The following is a 21,782-nucleotide window of genomic DNA, read 5'->3' on the forward strand; positions in this document are numbered from 1 at the left end:
TTGAATGGTTGAGGGCGACAATTACACAAACAGCTGATTTGTGCCGATAAACTTGCTAACCACACAGCCAGATGCGTGGGCCTATTAAATTTGATAAAACCACCGTTCTAGCTGGCTTGCTCGATGATTTTACCGGCTGAAACAGGGAATACCCAGTAACAGTGGCGGCGGAGGATAGCAGATTTTGAAGGGGGGGACAAGGGACCATTAGACACAGGTGACAGGTGACAGGTGACAGGTGACAGGTGACAGGTGACAGGTGACAGGTGACAGGTGACAGGTGACAGGTGACAGGTGACAGGTGACAGGTGACAGGTGACAGGTGACAGGTGACAGGGTCGAGGAAAGCACAAACCTAGAAACGAAGACAACCTTTTCCGGCTTTTGCTTTCCCTGTCTACTCTAGACTCGTCACTCGTCACTCGTTACTCGAAACTGCCTCTGCTCATTCAACCGGCTTTATACTCCCCCAGGTCTTACAGCTCGGACACAGCCAGTGCATTTGCTGCCCTCCGAAGCCGCAGCTGTGGCAGCGATACTGTGGTGCGGTCTTCTGCAGACGCCGGATCACGCTGTTCGCCATCACCATGCCTTCCGGTGGCGAGGAAGACCCTGCCAATTCCAGCGAGAGGATCTGTCCGGCCGCCTTCAAGCTGGGCGACCCAGAGACTCTCTGCCCTAAAAACTGAGCGGCTTCAGAAGGCCCCTCCTCCTTCACCATCAAGTCCGCCAAGACCATCACCACAGGAGTGGAGGCGCCCTGCTCCAGCAATTCATTAAGGTAAGCGCGCAACTCAGGCAGCTTGCCGGTTGCTCGATGACAGGTCATCAGAAGAGGCAAGGCTTCCGGCAGCAAGGCCGGGTCCTGGTGAAACACCTGCTTCAACGCTCTTATGGCGCCCTTATACTGCCCCAGCCGATATTCCAGCTCGGCCAACAACAAGCTGACCCGCGCTGACTGCTTATCGGCCAGGCTGGCCGATCTGAGTTGGCGACGGGCATTGAGGTAGTCAGAGCGCCTGAGCGCCTCCTCCGCCAGTTCACAATAGAAGTGCGACTGGATTAAGCGCCACTCATCCGATAGCCGGGAAAAGCGGCGGCTCGGAAGCTGATTGATCATCTCAATCCCGTTTTGCCACTCCTTTTCATCCCGGTAAATCTCCACCAGGTATTCCAGGCATTGGGTTCGAATCGGATGAACGGAGGTCTCTATCAGCTCTTTCAGCAGCATTTCGGCCCGATCCAGCAGGCCCGACTTGATGAAATCCCTCGCCAGCTCCAGTTGAACCTGGCGGGACTGCTCGCTGCCCAGGCCAGGTCGCGCCAACAGGTTTTGGTGTATCTTGATGGCCCTCCCCACCTCGCCGCGCTTGCGCAACAAATTGCCCAGCGCCAGATGGGTTTCCAACGTCTCCTTGTTGACCTCCAGGGCATCAATAAAGGTATCGATGGCTTCATCTGGCTGCTCATTGAGGAGGTAATTCAGGCCCTGGATATAATGAGGCTCCAACGCCGGGGCGTCAGTGTCTGCAGGCAAGTGCTTAGAGCGCCGCCCCAACGCAAAGCCAATGGCAATGGCCACGAGCACTAACACCAACAGGGCCCAATCGATCATTGCTTAGCTTATCCTTTTGCTGAAGCCTTGGTTTTCTTGTAACGCTCAATCTCTTGATCTCTGCGCTTAAGCTTACGTCGTAAAGACATATTAGTGTTCTTCAACGTCAACACCGGTAGCAAGCTGACCAGATACCCCAGGCCAGTCCCGAGTGCAAACGCGCTGCACACCAGTAACCCCAGGGTCATGGCCGGCAACTCAAACCCGAACAGGGACGCGGTCACCACCTCAGTGTTTTCGGTGCTGAACCAAATACCTACGACCAGCCCAATGACAAGCACCAGCAATAAAGTTATTTTCTTTACGAATCCCACTCCGACTTCCTCTCAGGTCAATCCGTTTAAGAGCCATCCACTGCTCTACATAATGACATAGCCTGCCTAACATAATGACATAGCCTGCCTAAAATGGCTCAGCAAAAGCGTGTTGATTAACGGCCTAACCGCCTTGAAACCCGGACATCCGAATCAACCGGTCATCCTGAGCCCGGCCTTAACCTCAACTTGCCTTCCCCACGGCGACGGCTCACCAACATCCACAGCGCTTCAATAAACGCCGACTATCAACCAACTAACACCTACGATCAACCGCAGCTGGCGCGGTCCCTCAATTCAGGTCAGTGCAATCACCCGATCCAGCACTTGCTGAATGGTCAGACTGGTGGAATCCAGAACGACGGCATCCTCAGCGGGCTTTAAGGGCGATGATTTTCGCTCCCGATCCTGCTTATCCCGCAACTCGATATCCTGCAGAATTTGAGCATAATCAGCGTCGAGCCCGGCCTGCTCCAACTGCATCACCCGGCGCCTGGCGCGCTCATCAGCACTGGCGGTCAGAAAAACTTTCACTTTCGCTTCCGGAAACACCACCGTACCCATGTCGCGACCGTCGGCTATCAACCCCGGCGCTTCTGCGAAACCCCGCTGGCGCTGTAATAAGGCATCCCTCACCGGCTGACAGGCCGCCACCTTGGAGGCATTCATGCCCACATGTTCCTGGCGAATGGCACTGGAGACATCCTCACCCGCCAGGATCACCTGCACCCCCTTCTCAACAGGGCGAAACTCCACGTCCAAACTGGCCGCAACCCGAGCCAGACCTTCCGTATCGTCAAACGGCACATCCTGCTTTTCGGCTGATAGCGCGGTTAAACGGTAAAGGGCACCGCTGTCCAACAGGTGATAGCCCAACTGCTTGGCCAACAACTGGCACAAGGTGCCCTTTCCGGCGCCGCTGGGGCCGTCGATGGTAATAACTTTAACCATTAAATCCTCAATAATGCTGTTTTGTACAAATATTGCGAGCCCACCAAAGCCTGGTCTCACCCCAGGCAACAGCAACCCCTATTGAATCGTTTCCTAGCGAATAGACTCAGCGATGGTACGACAGGCGGCCACCGGGTCCGCCGCCTGTGTGATAGGGCGACCGATGACCAGATAATGGCTGCCGGCGGCAATCGCGTCCGCGGGCGTCACAATCCGGCGCTGATCATCGGCGGCGGAATCTGCCGGGCGAATCCCCGGAGTCACGAGGCAAAACTCCGACCCCAGCTGGCTGCTCAACATGCTGGCTTCCTGTGCGGAACACACCACACCGTCCATTCCGCTACTCTGCGCCAGACTCGCCAGCTTCAGGACCTGCTCCTGAGGCTCCCGGGTGATGCCAATTTGAGCCAGGTCAGAAGCCTCCATACTGGTCAGCACGGTGACTGCAATCAGCAAGGGCACTTGGCCGCTGCGTTTTTCCAGCTCATTGCGGGCGGCAACCATCATCCGCTCGCCACCGCTGGCATGGACATTGACCATCCACACCCCCAGCTCAGCGGCGGCTTTCACAGCTTTAGCCGTGGTGTTGGGAATGTCGTGAAATTTTAAATCCAGGAAGACATCAAACCCCTTGTGCATCAGGGCCTCAACAACCTGTGGACCCGCAGCCGTGAACAGCTCTTTGCCGACCTTTAAACGACACAGCTCGGGGTTCAAGCGATCTGCCATCGCCAGGCAGGCGGATTGATTGTCGAAATCCATTGCGACGAGAATACGGGGAGAGTCTGTCATCGACTGTGATACCTTATCTGAAATATGTTTTCTGTTACTGCCAAGCCTAATTTACGCCAAGCCCAAGTAATGCCAAGCCTAATGCCGCTGCGGTCTGCTCACGCACATCGCCAACCCGGCCACGACGCTAGGGGCAGCGACTTTACCGGCCGTCACTTGAACAATGGAGGGGAATTGTACCTTGCCAGGACTTTTCGGGCGAGCTTAGTCATGCTGCAACCGCAGCTGGTCATTTCTGTATTTGGCCATTCGCCCACCTTAATCACTCACCTGCGCTCGACCACTCCCCTACTGTCGGGCATTTTCATACTTTCTTCCAAGTTTCTTTTGCCTGTCTTTGGGTTAGGCTTAGGATTCACTAAACAAGGAGGTTTACCATGAAAAAATACATCCAGCGAATCCCTGCCATCTGCCTGACAGCCATGCTCTGCATGTTCAGTCTGAGCTCACCAGTAAGCTGGGCCGAAACGGCAAACGCAGCGCCATCGGCCACTCAAGCCATCTACGCCGTCAACATCAACACCGCATCTGCCGAAGAGATCGCCGCCACCCTGAAAGGCATTGGCCTGAAGAAAGCTCAGGCGATTGTCGCTTTTCGTGAAAGTAATGGGCAGTTCGCCAGCAAGGAAGCTCTGATGGCCGTCAAAGGCATTGGGGAATCCACGGTGGCGAAAAACAGCGAACTGATCAGCCTCAAGTAACCGTCCTGAGCAGCATCAAAATAACGACCAAACGGGACTGATTGAAAGTGACATTCGAGAGTCACCGATGGGAAAGACCCACAAAAAAAAGGGCGCTACGCGCCCTTTTTACTCAGCTTTCAATGCCAACCTCTAAAGCCCGGCCGAAAGACCCTTACACCAGGCCCCACGTCAGCGCTAACGGCTGCTATTAAGCCTCACTCACGGCCAGATGAATCCCCGCCTGCTGAGCCAGCTCAATAAAGGTAGGGAAGGACGTGGCCACATTGGCACAGTTTTTAACCACAATATCATCGGTCGCACGCAGCCCCGCCACGGTGAATGACATGGCAATACGATGATCGCCATGACTTTCCACTTCGCCGCCACCGATTGGGCCGCCTTCAATAATGATGCCGTCGGGAGTCGCTTCCGCGCGGACGCCCAAAGTGACCAAACCGTCCGCCATCACCTGAATGCGATCACTTTCTTTGACGCGCAATTCTTCAGCTCCCGTCAGCACCGTTTTGCCTTCGGCACACGCCGCAGCCACAAACAACGCCGGGAATTCATCAATCGCCAGCGGCACCTGATCTTCAGGGACATGAATGCCCTTAAGTGGCGCGTACTTCACTCGAATGTCCGCCACCGGCTCGCCGCCCACTTCACGCTGATTGCTCAGGGTGATATCCGCCCCCATTAAGCGCAGGATATTAATCACCCCGTCGCGGGTTGGGTTGATACCGACATGAGTCAGAGTTACATCGGAGCCAGGAGCAATGGCTGCAGCCACCATAAAGAAGGTGGCCGAAGAAATATCCGCCGGCACTTCAATTTTGGTGGCACTGAGGCTGCCGCCGGACTTCAAACTGGCGGTTGCGCCAGCGCGCTGAACCGGATAACCGAAACCGGTCAACATGCGCTCAGTGTGATCACGGGTGGGAGCAGGCTCCGTGACTCTGGTTTCGCCCTCGGCGTACAAACCCGCCAGCAGCACACAGGATTTCACCTGAGCACTGGCCATCGGCATCTGGTAATCAATGGCCTTCAGCCGGGCGCCACCTTTGATTTTAACCGGTGGCAAACCGCCTTCCGCGGTTTCGATGTAAGCCCCCATTTCACGCAAGGGATTGGCCACGCGATTCATGGGGCGCTTGGACAGGGACTCGTCCCCGGTCAGCTCGGAATCAAACGACTGCCCCGCCAGCAAGCCCGACAATAAACGCATCGACGTACCGGAATTGCCCACATAAAGTGGCCCGGGAGGAGCTTGTAATCCCTTCAAACCAACACCGTGTATGCGCACACGCCCCTGCTCGGGCCCCTCAATCACGACACCCATGTCGCGGAACGCCTGCAGGGTTGCCAGGGCGTCTTCCCCCTCCAGAAACCCTTCGACTTCGGTAATGCCGTCAGCCAGTGAGCCGAGCATGATAGAGCGATGAGAGATGGATTTATCACCGGGAACGCGAAGCTCGCCGGACACGCTGCCACCGGGTTTAACCGTGTATGTAATCTCTTGATCTTGCATGGATGAACTGTATGCCTGCTTAGTTAACATTTTAGTAAAGTGGTCGCGAGCGGCCTTGGCGCGGGTAAACACCCCCAGCAGATGCTCGCTGTCCTCGCTGGCAATGGCCGAGCGCAGACGATGTAGATTTTCACTGAACAGATCCAGCGCGGTCAGCACACTGTCCTTGTTCGCCTTCATGATATCGTGCCACATGACCGGATCACTGGAAGCGATGCGGGTAAAATCCCGGAAACCACCAGCAGCGTAGCGGAAAATGTTTTCATTTTCCGAATCATGCGCCAGAGTATCGACCAGCGAATAGGCAATCACATGGGGCAAGTGACTGGTTGCCGCCAACACCTCGTCATGCTCTTCGACCGGCATGGACAGCACTTCAGCCCCCACCACCTGCCACATGGCGACAACTCGCTTAAGGTGCTCATCTCCCGTTTCAGGGGTCGGGGTAATAATCACACGATGATCTTTATACAGCTCCGGGTTACTGGCTTCGACACCGCTTTGCTCCGAGCCGGCTATCGGATGCCCCCCCACAAACTGAGGCGGCAAACAGCCGTAAGCAGCCGCAACTGCGGACATCACCGAACCTTTCACGCTGGCACCGTCGGTGATGGTCACCTCCGGTGACACACACCGCTTAATGCGTTGCAGTATAGCTTCTACGGTCAGAGTCGGAACGGCGATAAAGATCACATCGCCTGCCGTTAATTCACCGGCAACCTCTTCAATGGACAACACCGCCCGATCCACCACCCCCAGACGCACGGCATCCAGACAGGTTTGTTCGCGCCGGGCCACACCGATGACTTCCCGGCAGGCACCAACCTGCTTTAAGGCTGCGGCCAGGCTTCCGCCAATCAGGCCAATGCCCACAACGACCAGACGATTTACACAGGTTTCCAAAATACGTTTTCTCTGTTGCCGCTCAATCCACAATCATGACCGACGCATTAGTCCATCTACCCCGCAAAGCGGGACACCCCAGGCCTACAAAACACCTTGCGGGTAAGAGCCCAGCATCTTGATATCCGCCGCTTTCTGGCTCACTTCATTCAGAGCCGCCTGGACGCGCTCATCGTCTTTATGGCCATTGAAATCGATGAAAAACACGTAATTCCAGTTGCCACTGCGTGCCGGGCGCGTTTCAACCCGTGTCAGGTCAATTTTGTGCGTTTGGAAGGGGGCCAGCAGATCGTGCAGGGCGCCGGGCTCATTGCGCATGGCAATCACCACCGAGGACTTGTCCACTCCGCTGGGTGCCACCGCTTCAGTGCCGATAATGAGGAAGCGTGTCGAATTATCCGGCTGATCTTCGATGTTTTCAGCGAACTTGGTCAGACCGTATTTTTCCGCCGCCATCTCCCCGGCAATAGCCGCCGCATTCCACTCACCCCTGAGGCGCTTGGCCGCTTCCGCGTTGCTGTTGACCGCCACACGTTCAGCATTGGGGTAATGCGCGTCGAGCCATTTGCGACATTGCGCCAATGACTGGGAGTGCGAATAAATACGGGTAATGCTGTCCGTCTTGGTGACTTCAGAAACCAGCAAATGCTGGTGAATCCGCAGCACCACCTCACCACAGATCTTCAGGTTCGAATCCATGAAGCTGTCCAGGGTGTGGTTTACCACACCCTCGGTAGAATTTTCCACCGGCACCACACCATACTGCACAGCACCGGATTCCACCTCACGGAAGACTTCATCGATGGCTGACATCGGGCGCGTGACTGCGGAGTGACCAAAATGCTTCAGTGCGGCCTGTTCGGTAAACGTGCCTTCCGGCCCCAGGAATGCGACCTTGATCGGATGTTCCAGCGCCAGACAGGCGGACATGATCTCACGAAAAAGGCGCGCCATCTCCTCATCGCCCAACGGCCCCTGATTACGCTCCATGGCCTTGCGCAACACCTGCGCCTCTCGCTCGGGACGATAGTAAACAATTTCACTGCCGTCGCTGTTCGCCTTTTTAACTTCCGCCACTTCCTGGGCACACCTGGCGCGCTCGCTGATCAAATGACCGATTTTCAAATCAATGTCATCAATGCGATCACGCAATGCTGCCAACTGCAGCTTTTCCGTATCTTGTGTCATGTTTCTACCTACTGAATCTGTGCTAGCTGCCAAGTCTTTACGACCAACTAAGTCTGCCCTACCAACCAAGCCTGTACTACCAACTAAGTCTGCCCTACCAACCAAGTCTGTACTATCAACTAAGTCCGTGCTACGTATTAAGTCTGTGCTGCGTACGTTCTGCTCACCGCCAAGCCAGGCCCGCCCATGCAGTTAATGCAACCCTTGACTGCCCTGAAATAACGATTGGCTCTTTGATAAACAACTGCTTGCGGATAACCGGTTCCAAAGCTTCGTCATTTGGCACCAATGAGTGGCCTTAAAAACCAAACTGCCCGATTAAGCTTAGCAGCATCAATCTGACTAAGGCTTAACCGGGCAAGGTTTACACGGGGTTGAAAAACGCTCTATAGAGCGTCATGAAGAAGCAGAGAAGAATTACTCCTCGCCACCTTCTTCGCCACCCTCTGCAACCTCGGCGTCAACTTCAACGCCACTGCCCTCTTCAATGCGCTCAACGCCCACCAAATGTTCATCGGTTTTCAGCTTGATCAAACGCACACCCTGAGTATTGCGGCTCAACACAGAGACCTCACTCACACGGGTACGAACCAAAGTGCCCTGATCTGAAATCAGCATGATTTCATCGCCATCAAACACCTGCACGGCACCGACCACGGCGCCGTTACGATCTGTGGTCTGCATGCCGATGACACCCTGATTGCCGCGTCCCTTGGTCGGAAAGTCTTCAACACCGGTACGCTTGCCGTAGCCGTGCTCACTGACCGTCAGCACATAGCCGCCCTCCTGAGGGATCACCATGGAAATCACACTCTGGTCTTCCTGCATACGGATACCACGGACCCCCCGCGAGGTACGGCCCATGGCGCGAACATCACTTTCTTTAAATCGAGCCGCTTTGCCACTGGAGGCAAACAGCACCACATCGCAGGCACCGTCGGTAACGGCCGTGCTCACCAGGCGATCGCCTTCGTCCAGGTCAATAGCGCGTAAACCGACGCTGCGCGGACGTGAGAACTGGCTCAACACGGTCTTCTTCACCGTACCATTAGCCGTTGCCATAAAGATGAAATGCTCGTCGTCGTACTCTCTGACCGGCAGGATGGAGGTAATACGCTCACCATCTTCCAGCGGTAACAGATTGACCATCGGACGACCGCGAGACTGACGACCCGCCACCGGAATCTGGTACACCTTCAGCCAGTAGACCTTACCGGAATTGGTAAAGCAGAGAATGGTATCGTGGGTACTGGCAATAAGGAGATGCTCAACAAAGTCTTCATCTTTGACTGAGGTCGCCGCCTTGCCCATGCCTCCTCGGCGCTGCGCCTGATAGGCATCCAACGGCTGAGTTTTGGCATAGCCACCGTGGGAAATAGTAACCACACGGTCTTCTTCTGTGATCAGATCCTCGATGGTCAGATCCAGTTGCGAGCTCTGAATGTCGGTACGACGCTCATCGCCGTAGCTGCTCTCAATCTCAACCAGCTCTTCCCGGATCACTTCCATCAAACGGTTGGGGTTACCCAGAATATCCAGGAACTCCGCAATCATTTCCAGCTTCTCTTTATACTCCGCCAGCAGCTTGTCGTGCTCCATGCCCGTCAGGCGGTGCAGACGCAACTCCAAAATGGCCTGAGCCTGAGCGGGTGACAGATAATAGCGGCGCTCACCACTGTCATCCTGTTGCAAGCCAAATTTAGGGTCGAGATCCTCTGGGCGGCAGGCATCATCGCCGGCGCGCTCAAGGAATTCAGTGATGTCCCCGACCGGCCAGCCGCGGGCAATTAACGCGTCTTTGGCGTCTGCGGGGCTGGCAGAGTTTTTGATCATCTCGATCACAGGGTCAATATTGGAAATGGCAACAGCCAAACCTTCCAGGATATGACCGCGCTCGCGAGCCTTGCGCAGCAAGTAAACCGTACGGCGCGTGACCACTTCACGGCGGTGGCGAACAAAGTGAATCAGCAACTCTTTCAGGTTCAGCAGCTTGGGCTGACCATCCACCAGGGCGACGACGTTGATGCCGAAGACACTTTGCAGCTGGGTTTGCGCGTAGAGGTTGTTCAACACCACTTCGCCCACTTCGCCGCGTTTCAGTTCGATGACCACGCGCAAACCGTCTTTATCCGATTCGTCACGCAGCTCGGAAATACCTTCAATCTTCTTGTCCTTTACCAGCTCGGCGATCTTTTCGATCAACCGCGCCTTGTTCAGCTGGTAAGGAATCTCATGGATGATGATGGTTTCTTTGTTGGCCTTGTCGTCGCGTTCAATCTCAGCCTTGGCCCGAATGTAAATCCGACCGCGGCCGGTGCGGTATGCCTGCACAATCCCGGCTCGGCCATTGATGATACCGCCGGTGGGAAAATCCGGTCCGGGGATGATTTCCATCAGTTCATCAATAGTAATGTCTTCATTGTCGATATACGCCAAGCACCCCTGCACCACTTCACGCAAGTTGTGTGGCGGAATGTTGGTGGCCATCCCCACCGCAATACCGGAAGAGCCATTGACCAGCAAATTGGGCACGCGAGTCGGCAATACGCTTGGCATCTGCTCGGTGCCATCGTAGTTGTCAACAAAATCGACGGTTTCTTTTTCCAGATCTGCCAACAGGTCGTGGGCGATCTTTTGCATGCGGATTTCGGTGTAACGCATAGCGGCGGCACCGTCACCGTCGATAGAGCCGAAGTTACCCTGACCATCGACCAGCATGTATCGAAGGGAGAACGGCTGTGCCATACGCACGATGGTATCGTAGACCGCGGAGTCACCGTGTGGGTGATATTTACCAATAACGTCACCGACCACACGGGCCGACTTTTTATAGGCTTTGTTCCAATCGTTGTTCAATTCGCTCATGGCAAACAGAACCCGACGGTGTACTGGCTTTAAACCATCGCGTACATCCGGCAAGGCCCGGCCCACAATGACGCTCATGGCGTAATCTAAGTAGGACTGTTTCAGCTCGTCTTCGATATTAACGGGCAAGAGTTCTTTGGCTAAATCACCCATAGGGTCGGCATTCCTTATTATATCGGTCAGCGCAATTGCGGTTGCGGTCTATTCAATATCCCAAACTTCGATAGTTCAAACACTGTACTGGTGTTTAACGCCACACGATCACCCATCGACCGTATTGCATCAACCACAGCACCTTCAATAACGCGAGGTCCGGGGCCATATCGCACCTTCCCCATCGCCCAATACCACGTTATTCGTCTTCCACAAAAATGTCCCAACACAATGGCTGTTTTCGATGCAAGCCCGAAAACCATTAAAGCGGCCAATAATACCATAAAATCAGTAGCATAGGCACATCGACACAAACTCAATCCCAGCGCCCGGAACTGCCCTCGGCCAGCCCTTCAAGGTATACTTGCCGAACGAGCTGTCATCGCCGTGAAGGATCGCCAAATTCGATCAAAAATCAAACACAAAGACCGTAAAACCCACTACTTGTGCGGTTTGCGTAACCTTCACCTCAATACCACACACAAACCGAGAACGGCTTGCACTACATTATTGACGGGACATGGAAACGGTTATGAACCAGGATTCGCACACAACACCGGTTGATCTGATGATTCACGCACGCTGGATTATCCCGGTTGTGCCCACCAATACGGTCTTGCGTGACTGCTCCCTGGTGATTCACAACGGCAAAATCGTGGCCCTCTCGCCCTCGGCAGACGCCAAGCGTCGATACGCCGCCGAGCGCGAATACCAGCTGGACAATCACATCATTACCCCGGGGCTCGTCAACGCACACAACCATGCGGCCATGTCCCTGTTGCGCGGTTTTGCCGACGACCACCCCCTGCAAACCTGGCTGGGTGACCACATCTGGCCAGCCGAAGCGCAGTGGGTCACCCCCGAATTTGTTCGCGATGGTTCGGAGCTGAGCGCAGCCGAAATGATTCGCAGTGGCACCACCACCTTTTCTGACATGTATTTCTTCCCTGAAGAAGTGGCTAAGGTGGCCTTACACAGCGGCATGCGCTGCCAGTTAAGCTTCCCGGTGTTCGACTTCCCCACGGCCTGGGGTCAGGGGCCTGATGAGTACATCCAGAAAGGCCTAGCCTTACACGACGACTACCGCTCACATCCGACCGTCAACATTGCCTTCGGACCCCATGCGCCCTACACCGTGTCGGATGAGCCGCTGCAACGAATCGCCACTCTGGCAGCAGAAATGCAGTCTCCCATCCAGATTCACCTGCACGAAACCGCAGCCGAAGTCGAAGATGCCGTCGCGGCCAGCGGCGAGCGCCCCATAGAGCGTCTCCACCGCCTGGGCCTGCTAACCCCCCTGACCCAATGCGTGCACATGACGCAGGTCTCGGCGGAAGACACTGAACTGCTTAAGCTGTCCGGGGCACATGTGGTGCACTGCCCGGAATCCAATCTGAAACTGGCCAGTGGCTTCTGCCCGGTTAAATCGCTGCTGGATCATGACATCAATGTGGCGCTGGGGACCGACGGTGCCGCCAGCAATAACGATCAGGACCTGTTTGGGGAAATGCGTACCGCCGCCTTACTCGCCAAAGGCGTCAGTGGTGACGCCAAGGCGGTGGATGCTCACACCGCCTTACGCATGGCCACCCTGAACGGCGCCAAAGCCCTGGGTCTGGAGTCTGAGATCGGCAGTCTGGAAGTTGGCAAGCAGGCCGACATCACCGCCGTCGCCCTCAATCAGCTTGAACAGTTGCCGCTGTATCATCCCGTGTCCGCCCTGAGCTACAGCAATATTTCACAACAGGTGAGTCACGTTTGGGTCAACGGCCATACATTGCTGGAAGATCGTCGCTTGACGACGCTGGATGAAAACCACATTCGTCATAAAATCCATCTCTGGCAAACGCGAATCGGGGCTTAGCCCGGCAACCCTGTAACATGGATCCGGCCGTCTCTGGCGAGACAGCCGCCAGGTAAAGACAATCGTTAGGTAAAGACATTATGAGTAACGTCGATCAGGCAGAAATTGCCAAATTTGAAGCTTTAGCCAGTCGCTGGTGGGATAAACACAGTGAATTTAAACCCCTTCACGAGATCAACCCGCTGCGCTGCAACTACATTGATGAGCGCTCGCCAGTGGCCGGCAAAAAGGTTCTCGACGTCGGCTGTGGCGGCGGTATCCTGAGCGAAGCCCTGGCCCAGCGCGGTGCGGACGTCAGCGGCATTGATATGGGCGCGGCTCCGCTAGAGGTTGCCAAACTGCACAGCCTGGAAAGTGGCGTCAGCGTCAATTACCGGCAAATTACGGCCGAAGAGCTGGCCGAGCAGGAAGCCGGCCAATACGATGTCGTGACCTGCCTGGAAATGCTGGAACACGTACCGGATCCGGCCTCGGTCATTCAAGCCTGCGCCAAGCTCTGCAAACCCGGCGGCCACGTGTATTTTTCGACCATCAACCGCAACCCCAAAGCCTATGCCATGGCGGTGGTTGGGGCAGAATACATCCTCAAAATGCTCCCTAAAGGCACTCACGAGTACAGCAAATTCATCAAACCGTCCGAGCTCAGCAACTGGATTCGCCAGGCAGAGCTGCAGCTACAGGATATGACTGGCCTGCTCTACAACCCGCTGACCAAGTCTTACAAACTAAAGGCCGGGGATGTGGATGTGAACTATATGGTGCATACGAGGAAAGAGGCCGAGTAGCGAGTAGCGAGTAGCCAGCCCAGGCTGCCTTCTCTGGCTGCGCCATTCACCTTGGAGTAGCGAGTAGCCAGCCCAGGCTGCCTTCTCTGGCTGCGCCATTCACCTTGGAGTAGCGAGTAGCGAGTAGCGAGTAGCGAGTAGCGAGTAGCGAGTAGCGAGTAGCGAGCATATTACTAGAGACTAGAGACTAGAAACTAGAAACTAGAAACTAGAAACTAGAAACTAGAAACTAGAAACTAGAAACTAGAAACTAGAAACTAGAAACTAGAAACTAGAAACTAGAAAAGTATAAATATTCCCGGGATGTTGAACAGACCTGATTTATGAAGAAACCCATTAAAGCTGTTGTTTTTGATCTGGACGGTACCTTTCTCGATACCGCACCGGACTTTGTGTATGTGCTGAACAAACTCCGCGAGGAGGAAGGCTTGCCGCCTCTCGACAGTACCGCCATTCGCAACACCGTGTCGCACGGCGCGCGGGCGCTGGTGACGCTGGGGTTTCAACTGGCGGAAGATGACGAGGGTTTTGAACCCCTGCGCCTGCGCCTGCTGGATCTATACGCGGAGCACTTGGCCGTCAGCAGCGCCCCCTTTGACGGGATTGCCGATCTGCTGACGTTTTTACAAGACAACCAGTTGGCCTGGGGCATTGCCACCAACAAGCCCGAGCTCTATACCACGCCACTGCTGGCGGCTCTGAAACTGACGCCGGACTGTGTCATCTGCCCGGATCACGTTGAACAGAGCAAACCCCACCCTGAATCCATGTACCTGGCGGCCGAGCTGCTGAAGTGCCAGGCCAATGAAATCATTTATGTGGGTGATCACGCCCGGGACATCGAATGCGGCCGACAGGCGGGATGCCCAACCATAGCCGCGGCCTACGGCTACATCAGCCATGACGACAACATTGATGACTGGCAAGCGGACCATCGCGTCGAGCACGCCAGGGAAATTATCCCCATCGTTAAAGGGTATTTATAATTAATCTCACGGCCATAAAGCCCTGAACTGGCAGGTATGACACGCCTGCCCTGCCTACTCGGCCCATTCACACTATATACAGACGACAACGCAACTGTTGAGAACATGACTATGAACACATTGCCTAGCGGCTACACCCCTCGCCCGGATCTACTCAAAGATAAGATCATTGTTGTCACTGGTGCCGGAGCTGGCATTGGCCGCAGCGCAGCGCTGAGTTTTGCCGCGCACGGCGCCACCGTCGTGTTGCTGGGCCGTACCATTCAGAAACTGGAAACCGTGTACGACGAGATCGAAGCCGCTGGCGGGCCACAACCCGCCATCTACCCCATCAATTTTGAAGGAGCCTGCGCGAAAGATTTCGATGACCTAGCCCAGGCCATGTTTGACGAATTTGGCAAAGTGGATGGCCTGCTGCACAACGCGGCGGACCTGGGCGAGCGCACACCGCTCAATAACTACGCACCCGACACCTGGATTCGGGTTATGCAGGTGAACGTCAACGCGCCCTTCATGCTGACCCGCGCGCTGCTGCCGGTCATGAACCACGCTCCTGCCGGCTCCATAGTTTTTACCGGTTCCAGTGTGGGTTACGAAGGTCGTGCTTTCTGGGGCGCGTACGCAGCCTCCAAAGCCGCCAATGAAAACATGATGCAAACGCTGGCGCAGGAACTCGAAGGCACCACAAAAATTCGCGCCAACAGCATCAACCCCGGCGCCACGCGCACCCAGATGCGCGCCGCCGCTTACCCGGCGGAAGACCCCAGCGGAGTGAAGCCTGCCGAAGATCTGATGCCCCTGTATTTGTATTTGATGGGCGATGACAGCGTGGCGGTCAGCGGCCAGCAATTTGAGTACTCGACGGTTTAACGACCGCCCCAACAAGGAACAAAACATTTGGGGAGTAAACCACTGCAGCGCGGTCATTTTCCCCAAGACGACCAGCTGTTCAGAGATTGCCGCGCCGCACAGCGGCTCGCAATGACGGAGATTTCATTGCCCTTGCTCACTTTCGCCGGTTTAACGAGATGGGGTTAGCCCAAAGGGCACGTCATTGCGAGCGAAGCGCGGCAATCTCATCCCCCCTCAGGAGGCTACCCTCAATCACAGGGCACAAAGTCACTCTCCCTTAAAGCCCCCCCCTTAAAGCACTACCCCTTATAGACTGACCGTCATAATGGTCACATCCTGGCCTTGATAACGCTCCTTCTTGAGCACGGTCCAGCCCAGCGTTTGGTAAAAATACTCCTGCCCCGGCGTAAACAAATACAACTGGTCCAACCCCGCTTTGGCGCTCTCCTCCATCACGGTTTTTACCAGCTGTTGCCCGAGTCGCTGGCCGCGAAGATCAGAGTGCACATAAACGCTGGCCAGCCAGGGCCCCAGATCCTGGTTGGTGGTCATGTCCTGTTCGATCACAGACGCTGAGCCCCACACGCCGCGCTCATCCAGTAATACCCAAGTGGATGGCACAGCCTGATCCGATAGGGATTGGCGCAGTTCAGCGGCAAAACTTTCACAGCTATCGTCGGGGTAAAGGTCTTGCCATTGCGCGAAGTGCCAGGGCGCCAGAGTCGCAATAACCTCTGGATGGTGAATCACATTCTCAACGTTCATGGTTGCTCATCAATCTACTTACTAAGCCCGCCATGGTACCATCGCGACACGAAAGACTCACTTCTGTAAACGCATTGACTGGCGATGGTAAAATGATGAAAACCGCTCTGGTAATCGGTGCGACGGGTGTCACCGGCCAACACATTGTCACCGCCCTGCTGGAATCTGACGCTTATGACAAGGTGGTGGTATTTTCCAGGCGCCCGTTAACCACCCCTCAAGCCCAGCCACTCAAACACCCAAAGCTCATCAGTCACTGTGTTGATTTTGAGCGGATCCCGCAATGGTCGAGGCTGATTCAGGGCAACGATTTATTTTCAGCCCTGGGCACGACCCGCAAGCAAGCGGGCAGCAAGGCGGGTCAGTATCAGGTCGATTACACCTTTCAAGCCAAGGTCATTGCGGCTGCGTCTGAGCATGGCGTTGATCGCCTGTTCCTGGTGTCTGCACCCGGCGCCAACGCCCGCTCCAAATTGTTTTACAGCCGCATAAAAGGTGAACTGGATGAATTTGCGATCCAGCAGAATTTCAAGGCGATCGCCCTCTTCAAACCCGCGATTATTGAAGGGGTGCGGCCGGATAAGCGCTGGGGAGAGAAACTGGCAGCGAGCGTGACACGAGGGCTCTGCCGTATTCCCGGGCTCAGGCGATTTCGGCCAATCACCGGCCAACAACTGGGCCAGTCGATGGTCAAGTGCGCCGAGCAGCCGCTGAAAAACGGCACCCACACGTTTGAACTGGATAGCATTTTCGAGCATCTCAAGGGCCCGCCCAAATAATTTTTTCAGGATGAGCTTTGACACTGAACAGGCACAAGCTCTTCAGAAAACCGCAAAATGCAGCACTTCAGAAAAACCGAAAAGAACACCTGCAGGGAACCCAAAAAAACGCCTGCAGGGAACCGGTTCTCAAGGATTGCGCTGCGCGTCCTCCAGAATGAAACGCGCGCCCTGCTCGGCAATCATCACCGTCGGTGCATTGGTATTGCCCGAAGTAATGGTCGGCATGATGGACGCATCCACCACCCGCAACCCGGCGATACCGTGCACCGACAAGCGCTCATCCACCACCGCCATCTCGTCGCGCCCCATTTTACAGGTGCCCACCGGGTGGAAGATGGTGGTTCCCAGGTCACCGGCCTTCTGCAGCAGCGCCTCATCCGACTGGGACTCGTCCCCGGGCAACCACTCCACCGGAGAGAAGGGTTGCAAGGCTTTGGCCGACATGATTTGGCGGGTCATTTTCAACCCTGCCAGCGCGACCTGTCGATCTGCCTCGGTGGACAGGTAATTCAGAGTGATCACCGGTGGTGTCCCCAACTGCCCGGTACGCAGGCGAATATGCCCCCGGCTGGTGGGCCGCAGGTTACACACCGCCGGCGTAATGGCATTGAAGGTATGCAGCGGTTCACCGAACTTATCCAGCGACAATGGCTGAACGTGCCACTCCATGTTGGCGCTGGGCTGGGAAGGGTCGCTCTTGGCGAAGGCCCCCAGCTGTGACGGTGGCATGGTCAGCGGCCCGCGCTTAAAGAGCAGGTACTCCAACCCCATCGCCGCCTTGCCCATCAGGGAGTTAACCCGTTGATTCAACGTCACCGTGTTGGAGACCTTATACACACTGCGGATTTGCAGATGATCCTGCAGATTTTCCCCCACCCCGGGCAAATGATGCCGAAGCGCGATGTGGTGCTCGGCCAGGTGCTTGCCATTACCCACCCCCGACAGCTGTAAAATCTGCGGTGAGGCCACGGCACCAGCCGATAGAATCACTTCCCGACGGGCCTTAAAGGACACCACCTCGCCACCTTTCAAGCGCACTTTCACGCCCGTGGCACGCAACCCGCTGTCAGCCGACTCGGCAGAATCAAACTCCAGAGACTTAACCATGACACCGGTTTTGATGGTGAGATTGTCACGAGATTTGGCGGGCTCAAGAAAGGCTTTGGCCGCACTCCAGCGCTTGCCGGATCGCTGATTCATTTGAAAATACGCGTTGCCAAAATTATCGCCGCGGTTAAATTCTTCCACCTTGGGGATACCACACTCCTCCGCCGCGTCGCGCCAGGCATCCAGGATCTCCCAATTGACCCGGCGCTCTTCCACTCTCAGTTCACCATCCGCCCCGTGAAACTGATTGGCGCCATGCTGATAACTTTCGGATTTTTTAAACACCGGCAGTACGTCATCCCAGCCCCACCCGCGATTGCCCAACGACGCCCAGTGATCATAGTCACTGCGCTGGCCGCGCATGTAGATCATGGCATTGATGGATGAACATCCGCCCAACACCTTGCCTCTGGCATAGCCTATAGAACGCCCATTGAGTCCCGCTTCAGGCTCAGTTTGAAAGCACCAGTCGGTGCGGGGATTGTTAATGGTAAACAGATAACCGACCGGAATGTCGATCCAGAAGTAATTGTCTTTGCCACCGGCTTCCAGCAACAAAACCTGAAACTTGCCATTCTCACTCAGGCGATTAGCCAGCACGCAACCGGCGGTACCCGCGCCCACTACAATATAATCATAGGTACTCATAGAATCGTCATCGGTATTCATAGAACGTCTTTCTGTATTATTTTAGTGACTGTCTGATGTTTCAGGAAAAACGGCACATGCCTGCTCACCAGGTGTAAACCTGACTCATCTTACCGTTATAAACGGATGCGCTCTAGGGAGTGATTGCGGAGAGGGTGATTATTTGGGGTATTGGTAGCTGATATCAACGGTCATTGATGCCCCGCTGGCGTCCACCAGATTACTGACACCAGAATATCGGATCAAACGCTGGGAATCCCGTTCATAATACAAATCAATAGGATCAACAAATAACCGCAACAACCCATTGTCAGGCCGGGCCTGGATCCAGACAAGACTGTCCTCAGCTGCAGGCAAGTGGCGGTATTGCAACGCCAGGGACACAAAGCGCTGCCGCGACGGCAGCAGGAAATTCATAATGACGGTCTGACCTGCGAGTAATTGCTCCCAACGCAGGCGGACAAACTCATCAAACCCGGCATCCACCGCCGAATTGTCCAACATCGACAGAGTGGTCGCCTGCAAGGCTTCTTTGGCAGACTCCCTGTAAGTAAGCGCCAGTTCACCGCTGCGGCTGTCAACGGCAAACAAGCGACCGGTGAACTTATTGCTGTGCTCCACGGAAGGACGCGACCGATACAGGCTCTCGCCCACAGAAGAAAAGTCCAGTGTTTTTCTGGCCAGCAAACGGCCATCCGGGAGCCGATAATCCACTTTGGCGGGTAATTTTTGCGCGTTCAGATAATAGAGTTCTCGGTACATCAGCTCACCGGAGACCGGGTTGCGGGCCTCACCGATAATTTCAGCCTTGCGATTGGCATGTTCCACAGAGGCCGACGCCGTACCATGCCATGACGTTACCATCAACCACAGAACGACCATCAACACCTTGACGAAAACTCCAATCCCGGTTGACTCGCGACGCTTGCACCTCATGTTGATACCACCCGTTGGGACCACATCATAAAAATGGGCATCAGCAGTGCCCAGCCAATAGCAATGACCAGCAGCGACAACCCCACCGGCACACCGATGGCCATACCGGAGAGCTGGGCTCCGCTCCAATACGACAGCGGAGCGGCCATCGCCCCCAACAGGGCGGCTAACAGGTAGCGGCGCGATAACCACGACAGTACATGAGTGAGCGTCATCGAAAACATGGCCCAAATGCAGACCAGCCAAAGCGGTATGCGTGTTTGCAACCACTCAGGCTGCAAGGACTGCGATTGCAAGAAACCCAGCTCTACTGAATGATCAAGCACCGGGTCGGGTACGAGAAAACCCAGTAACACCCACACACTGTCCAGGCAGCTGCCAACCACCGTTACCGTCACAACCAGCCACCACTCTCGACGGTCTCTGACCCAGAAAGCGCCATGCACAAACACCATAATCACCAGCGCGACCAGGGCCCAGTAATCTCCGCCCAGCACAGCTAAAAACCAGCCGAGCTGAAACAGCAATCCATTCAACAACTTGCCGTGGAAGTCCGTCAGATGCAGGTTAGCAAGCTTCATAGGCAGTCTCATCAATAGAACACGTCATGGCTACGGCAACCGATGCTTGGACGCCACTCAGCCACAACGCCCCAGCGTCGATCAAAAACGGGCGTCGATCAAAAACGGGCATCAATCGTTCGGGCATTCGGCTTGGCCATTACCACCTGCACGGTACTGATGGCACGCTCTCTGAAGCCCCCTTCACAATACGCCAGATAAAAGTCCCACATGCGATAGAACACCTCGTCAAACCCCTGGGATTTAACCGCTTCGATTCTTGCATGAAAACGGGTGCGCCAATCACACAGCGTTTTGGCGTAATCCAGGCCAATATCATGCAGGTCAACCAGCATCATGTTGGTGTAGTCGGCCACGCAGCTTGCAATCACTGAATTGGAAGGCAGGCTGCCACCGGGGAATATGTATTTCTGAATAAAATCCACGGAACGACTGGCCGACTCAAACCGCTGATCCGCAATGGTAATGGCCTGGATCAACATCAAGCCATCCTCTTTCAACAGCTGTGAGCACTGCCTGAAATAAGTGGGGTAATACTTATGCCCGACGGCCTCGATCATTTCGATGGACACTAACTTGTCGTAGCTGCCGGTTAAGTCGCGATAATCCTTCAACAGAAGGGTAATGCGGTCCTCCAGGCCTTCTGCCCTGACCACCTTTTGCGCGTGGGCGTACTGCTCTTTGGACAAGGTGGTCGTAGTCACTCGACAGCCGTAATGTTTGGCAGCGTGGACCGCCAGCCCCCCCCAACCGGTGCCAATTTCCAACAGGTGATCTTTTTCACTGAGGCACAGCTTTTGGCAGACGGCGTCCAATTTATACACAGACGCCTCTTCCAGGGAACTGTGTTCAGCCGGGTATATGGCCGACGAATACATCAATTTTGGGTCTAAAAACAATTCAAAAAAATCATTTCCCAAATCGTAATGGGCAGCAATATTTTTGCGCGAGCCCGAGCGGCTGTTGGCGTTCAAACGATGGGCCAGGCCGTTCACAACCCCCTTCAACCTCGACCAGCGACCGTCAACCTGATCCAGAATCCGCATGTTGGCACACATCAGTCGCACCACGCTGACCAGGCAGGGGGTGCTCCACTCAGCCATCATGTAAGCTTCCCCCGCACCAATAGAGCCCCCAAATAACAACTGCCGGTAGGCACTGAACGAATGCACCCGTACGTGGGCCTGTAATTGAACTTGAGATTGAGACTCCTGCCGCTCTTCTCCGAACCGATAAACGCCATCCGCGTCTTCAAGCGTGAGATGGCCGACTTGCAACCCAGACAGGATGTTTAGCATGATTTTTCTGGACAACCGGTCCAACCAGCTCACCCGGTCCGTTGCCTCCATGTGTCTGGACGCGGCAGTCTCATCCATTCCGAGGTGCAAAGACCGCCCCAAATCAAAAGATTGTTCCTTGAGAGGCTTATTCGAATCGGTGACCCCACCAAAGTTAAGGTTACTCATAGTGACTGAATCCTGCGG

General features: G+C 55.2%; 18 protein-coding genes. 6 read left to right on the top strand and 12 right to left on the bottom strand.

All coding sequences use genetic code 11. The annotated features are described in order from the left end of the window. Positions 1-445: 445 nt before the first annotated feature. The 4 genes from lapB to pyrF form a co-directional block, all read right to left on the bottom strand. The gene (gene lapB, locus G8770_RS02830; RefSeq protein ID WP_167181565.1) at positions 446-1,615 is read right to left on the bottom strand and encodes a lipopolysaccharide assembly protein LapB; all 1,170 of its coding nucleotides are present in this window, start codon (positions 1,613-1,615) and stop codon (positions 446-448) included. Between the two features lie 8 nt (positions 1,616-1,623). Continuing rightward, on the bottom strand, positions 1,624-1,929 hold the full coding sequence (locus G8770_RS24320) for a lipopolysaccharide assembly protein LapA domain-containing protein (RefSeq protein ID WP_167181567.1): 306 nt from the start codon (positions 1,927-1,929) through the stop codon (positions 1,624-1,626). Positions 1,930-2,226: 297 nt separating this feature from the next. Continuing rightward, the gene (gene cmk, locus G8770_RS02840; RefSeq protein ID WP_167181569.1) at positions 2,227-2,880 is read right to left on the bottom strand and encodes a (d)CMP kinase; all 654 of its coding nucleotides are present in this window, start codon (positions 2,878-2,880) and stop codon (positions 2,227-2,229) included. Between the two features lie 93 nt (positions 2,881-2,973). After that, complete coding sequence (gene pyrF, locus G8770_RS02845) at positions 2,974-3,672, bottom strand: orotidine-5'-phosphate decarboxylase (protein ID WP_167181571.1); 699 nt, start codon at positions 3,670-3,672, stop codon at positions 2,974-2,976. Between the two features lie 377 nt (positions 3,673-4,049). Between pyrF and G8770_RS24485 the strand changes: the two genes are divergently transcribed. Next, a complete protein-coding gene (locus G8770_RS24485; RefSeq protein WP_341771062.1) occupies positions 4,050-4,373 on the top strand; it encodes a ComEA family DNA-binding protein in 324 nt (107 codons plus the stop codon). Between the two features lie 190 nt (positions 4,374-4,563). On the opposite strand, the gene G8770_RS02855 is transcribed toward G8770_RS24485, so the two are convergent. From G8770_RS02855 to gyrA, 3 genes are all read right to left on the bottom strand, one after another. Further along, entirely contained in the window at positions 4,564-6,789 is a 2,226-nt protein-coding gene (locus G8770_RS02855; protein WP_167182301.1) for a bifunctional prephenate dehydrogenase/3-phosphoshikimate 1-carboxyvinyltransferase, read from the bottom strand. Positions 6,790-6,870: 81 nt separating this feature from the next. After that, positions 6,871-7,974: a prephenate dehydratase gene (gene pheA / locus G8770_RS02860; protein ID WP_167181573.1), complete on the bottom strand. Its 1,104-nt coding sequence runs from the start codon at positions 7,972-7,974 to the stop codon at positions 6,871-6,873. Between the two features lie 417 nt (positions 7,975-8,391). Further along, positions 8,392-10,992, bottom strand: coding sequence for a DNA gyrase subunit A (gyrA, locus tag G8770_RS02865; RefSeq protein ID WP_167181575.1), 2,601 nt, complete (start codon positions 10,990-10,992; stop codon positions 8,392-8,394). 532 nt (positions 10,993-11,524) lie between these two features. On the opposite strand from gyrA, the gene G8770_RS02870 reads away from it, so the two are divergent. The 4 genes from G8770_RS02870 (at position 11,525) to G8770_RS02885 (ending at position 15,497) form a co-directional block, all read left to right on the top strand. Next, entirely contained in the window at positions 11,525-12,856 is a 1,332-nt protein-coding gene (locus G8770_RS02870; RefSeq protein WP_167181577.1) for a TRZ/ATZ family hydrolase, read from the top strand. An 80-nt stretch (positions 12,857-12,936) separates the two neighbouring features. Beyond that, positions 12,937-13,641, top strand: a complete 705-nt coding sequence (gene ubiG / locus G8770_RS02875; RefSeq protein ID WP_167181579.1) for a bifunctional 2-polyprenyl-6-hydroxyphenol methylase/3-demethylubiquinol 3-O-methyltransferase UbiG — start codon at positions 12,937-12,939, stop codon at positions 13,639-13,641. Between the two features lie 323 nt (positions 13,642-13,964). Continuing rightward, positions 13,965-14,627, top strand: coding sequence for an HAD-IA family hydrolase (locus G8770_RS02880; RefSeq protein WP_167181581.1), 663 nt, complete (start codon positions 13,965-13,967; stop codon positions 14,625-14,627). 105 nt (positions 14,628-14,732) lie between these two features. Then, the gene (locus G8770_RS02885; protein WP_167181583.1) at positions 14,733-15,497 is read left to right on the top strand and encodes a YciK family oxidoreductase; all 765 of its coding nucleotides are present in this window, start codon (positions 14,733-14,735) and stop codon (positions 15,495-15,497) included. Positions 15,498-15,785: 288 nt separating this feature from the next. On the opposite strand, the gene G8770_RS02890 is transcribed toward G8770_RS02885, so the two are convergent. Beyond that, positions 15,786-16,244, bottom strand: coding sequence for a GNAT family N-acetyltransferase (locus G8770_RS02890; RefSeq protein WP_167181585.1), 459 nt, complete (start codon positions 16,242-16,244; stop codon positions 15,786-15,788). Positions 16,245-16,336: 92 nt separating this feature from the next. Here G8770_RS02890 and G8770_RS02895 point away from each other — a divergent pair, with 92 nt between their 5' ends. Beyond that, positions 16,337-17,023 carry an NAD(P)H-binding protein gene (locus G8770_RS02895; protein ID WP_167181587.1) on the top strand — a complete coding sequence of 229 codons (687 nt, stop codon included), beginning with the start codon at positions 16,337-16,339 and terminating at the stop codon, positions 17,021-17,023. Positions 17,024-17,152: 129 nt separating this feature from the next. On the opposite strand, the gene G8770_RS02900 is transcribed toward G8770_RS02895, so the two are convergent. The 4 genes from G8770_RS02900 to G8770_RS02915 form a co-directional block, all read right to left on the bottom strand. Next, positions 17,153-18,802: a GMC family oxidoreductase gene (locus G8770_RS02900; protein ID WP_208022013.1), complete on the bottom strand. Its 1,650-nt coding sequence runs from the start codon at positions 18,800-18,802 to the stop codon at positions 17,153-17,155. A 138-nt stretch (positions 18,803-18,940) separates the two neighbouring features. Then, on the bottom strand, positions 18,941-19,717 hold the full coding sequence (locus tag G8770_RS02905) for a hypothetical protein (protein ID WP_167181589.1): 777 nt from the start codon (positions 19,715-19,717) through the stop codon (positions 18,941-18,943). After that, positions 19,714-20,298, bottom strand: coding sequence for a DUF2878 domain-containing protein (locus G8770_RS02910; protein ID WP_167181591.1), 585 nt, complete (start codon positions 20,296-20,298; stop codon positions 19,714-19,716). The genes G8770_RS02905 and G8770_RS02910 overlap by 4 nt, the downstream gene beginning before the upstream one ends. Positions 20,299-20,396: 98 nt before the next feature. Continuing rightward, positions 20,397-21,764, bottom strand: a complete 1,368-nt coding sequence (locus G8770_RS02915) for a class I SAM-dependent methyltransferase (protein ID WP_341771063.1) — start codon at positions 21,762-21,764, stop codon at positions 20,397-20,399. Positions 21,765-21,782: the final 18 nt, after the last annotated feature.

The sequence above is a fragment of the Pseudomaricurvus hydrocarbonicus genome (assembly GCF_011602365.1).
Lineage (GTDB): Bacteria > Pseudomonadota > Gammaproteobacteria > Pseudomonadales > Cellvibrionaceae > Pseudomaricurvus > Pseudomaricurvus hydrocarbonicus.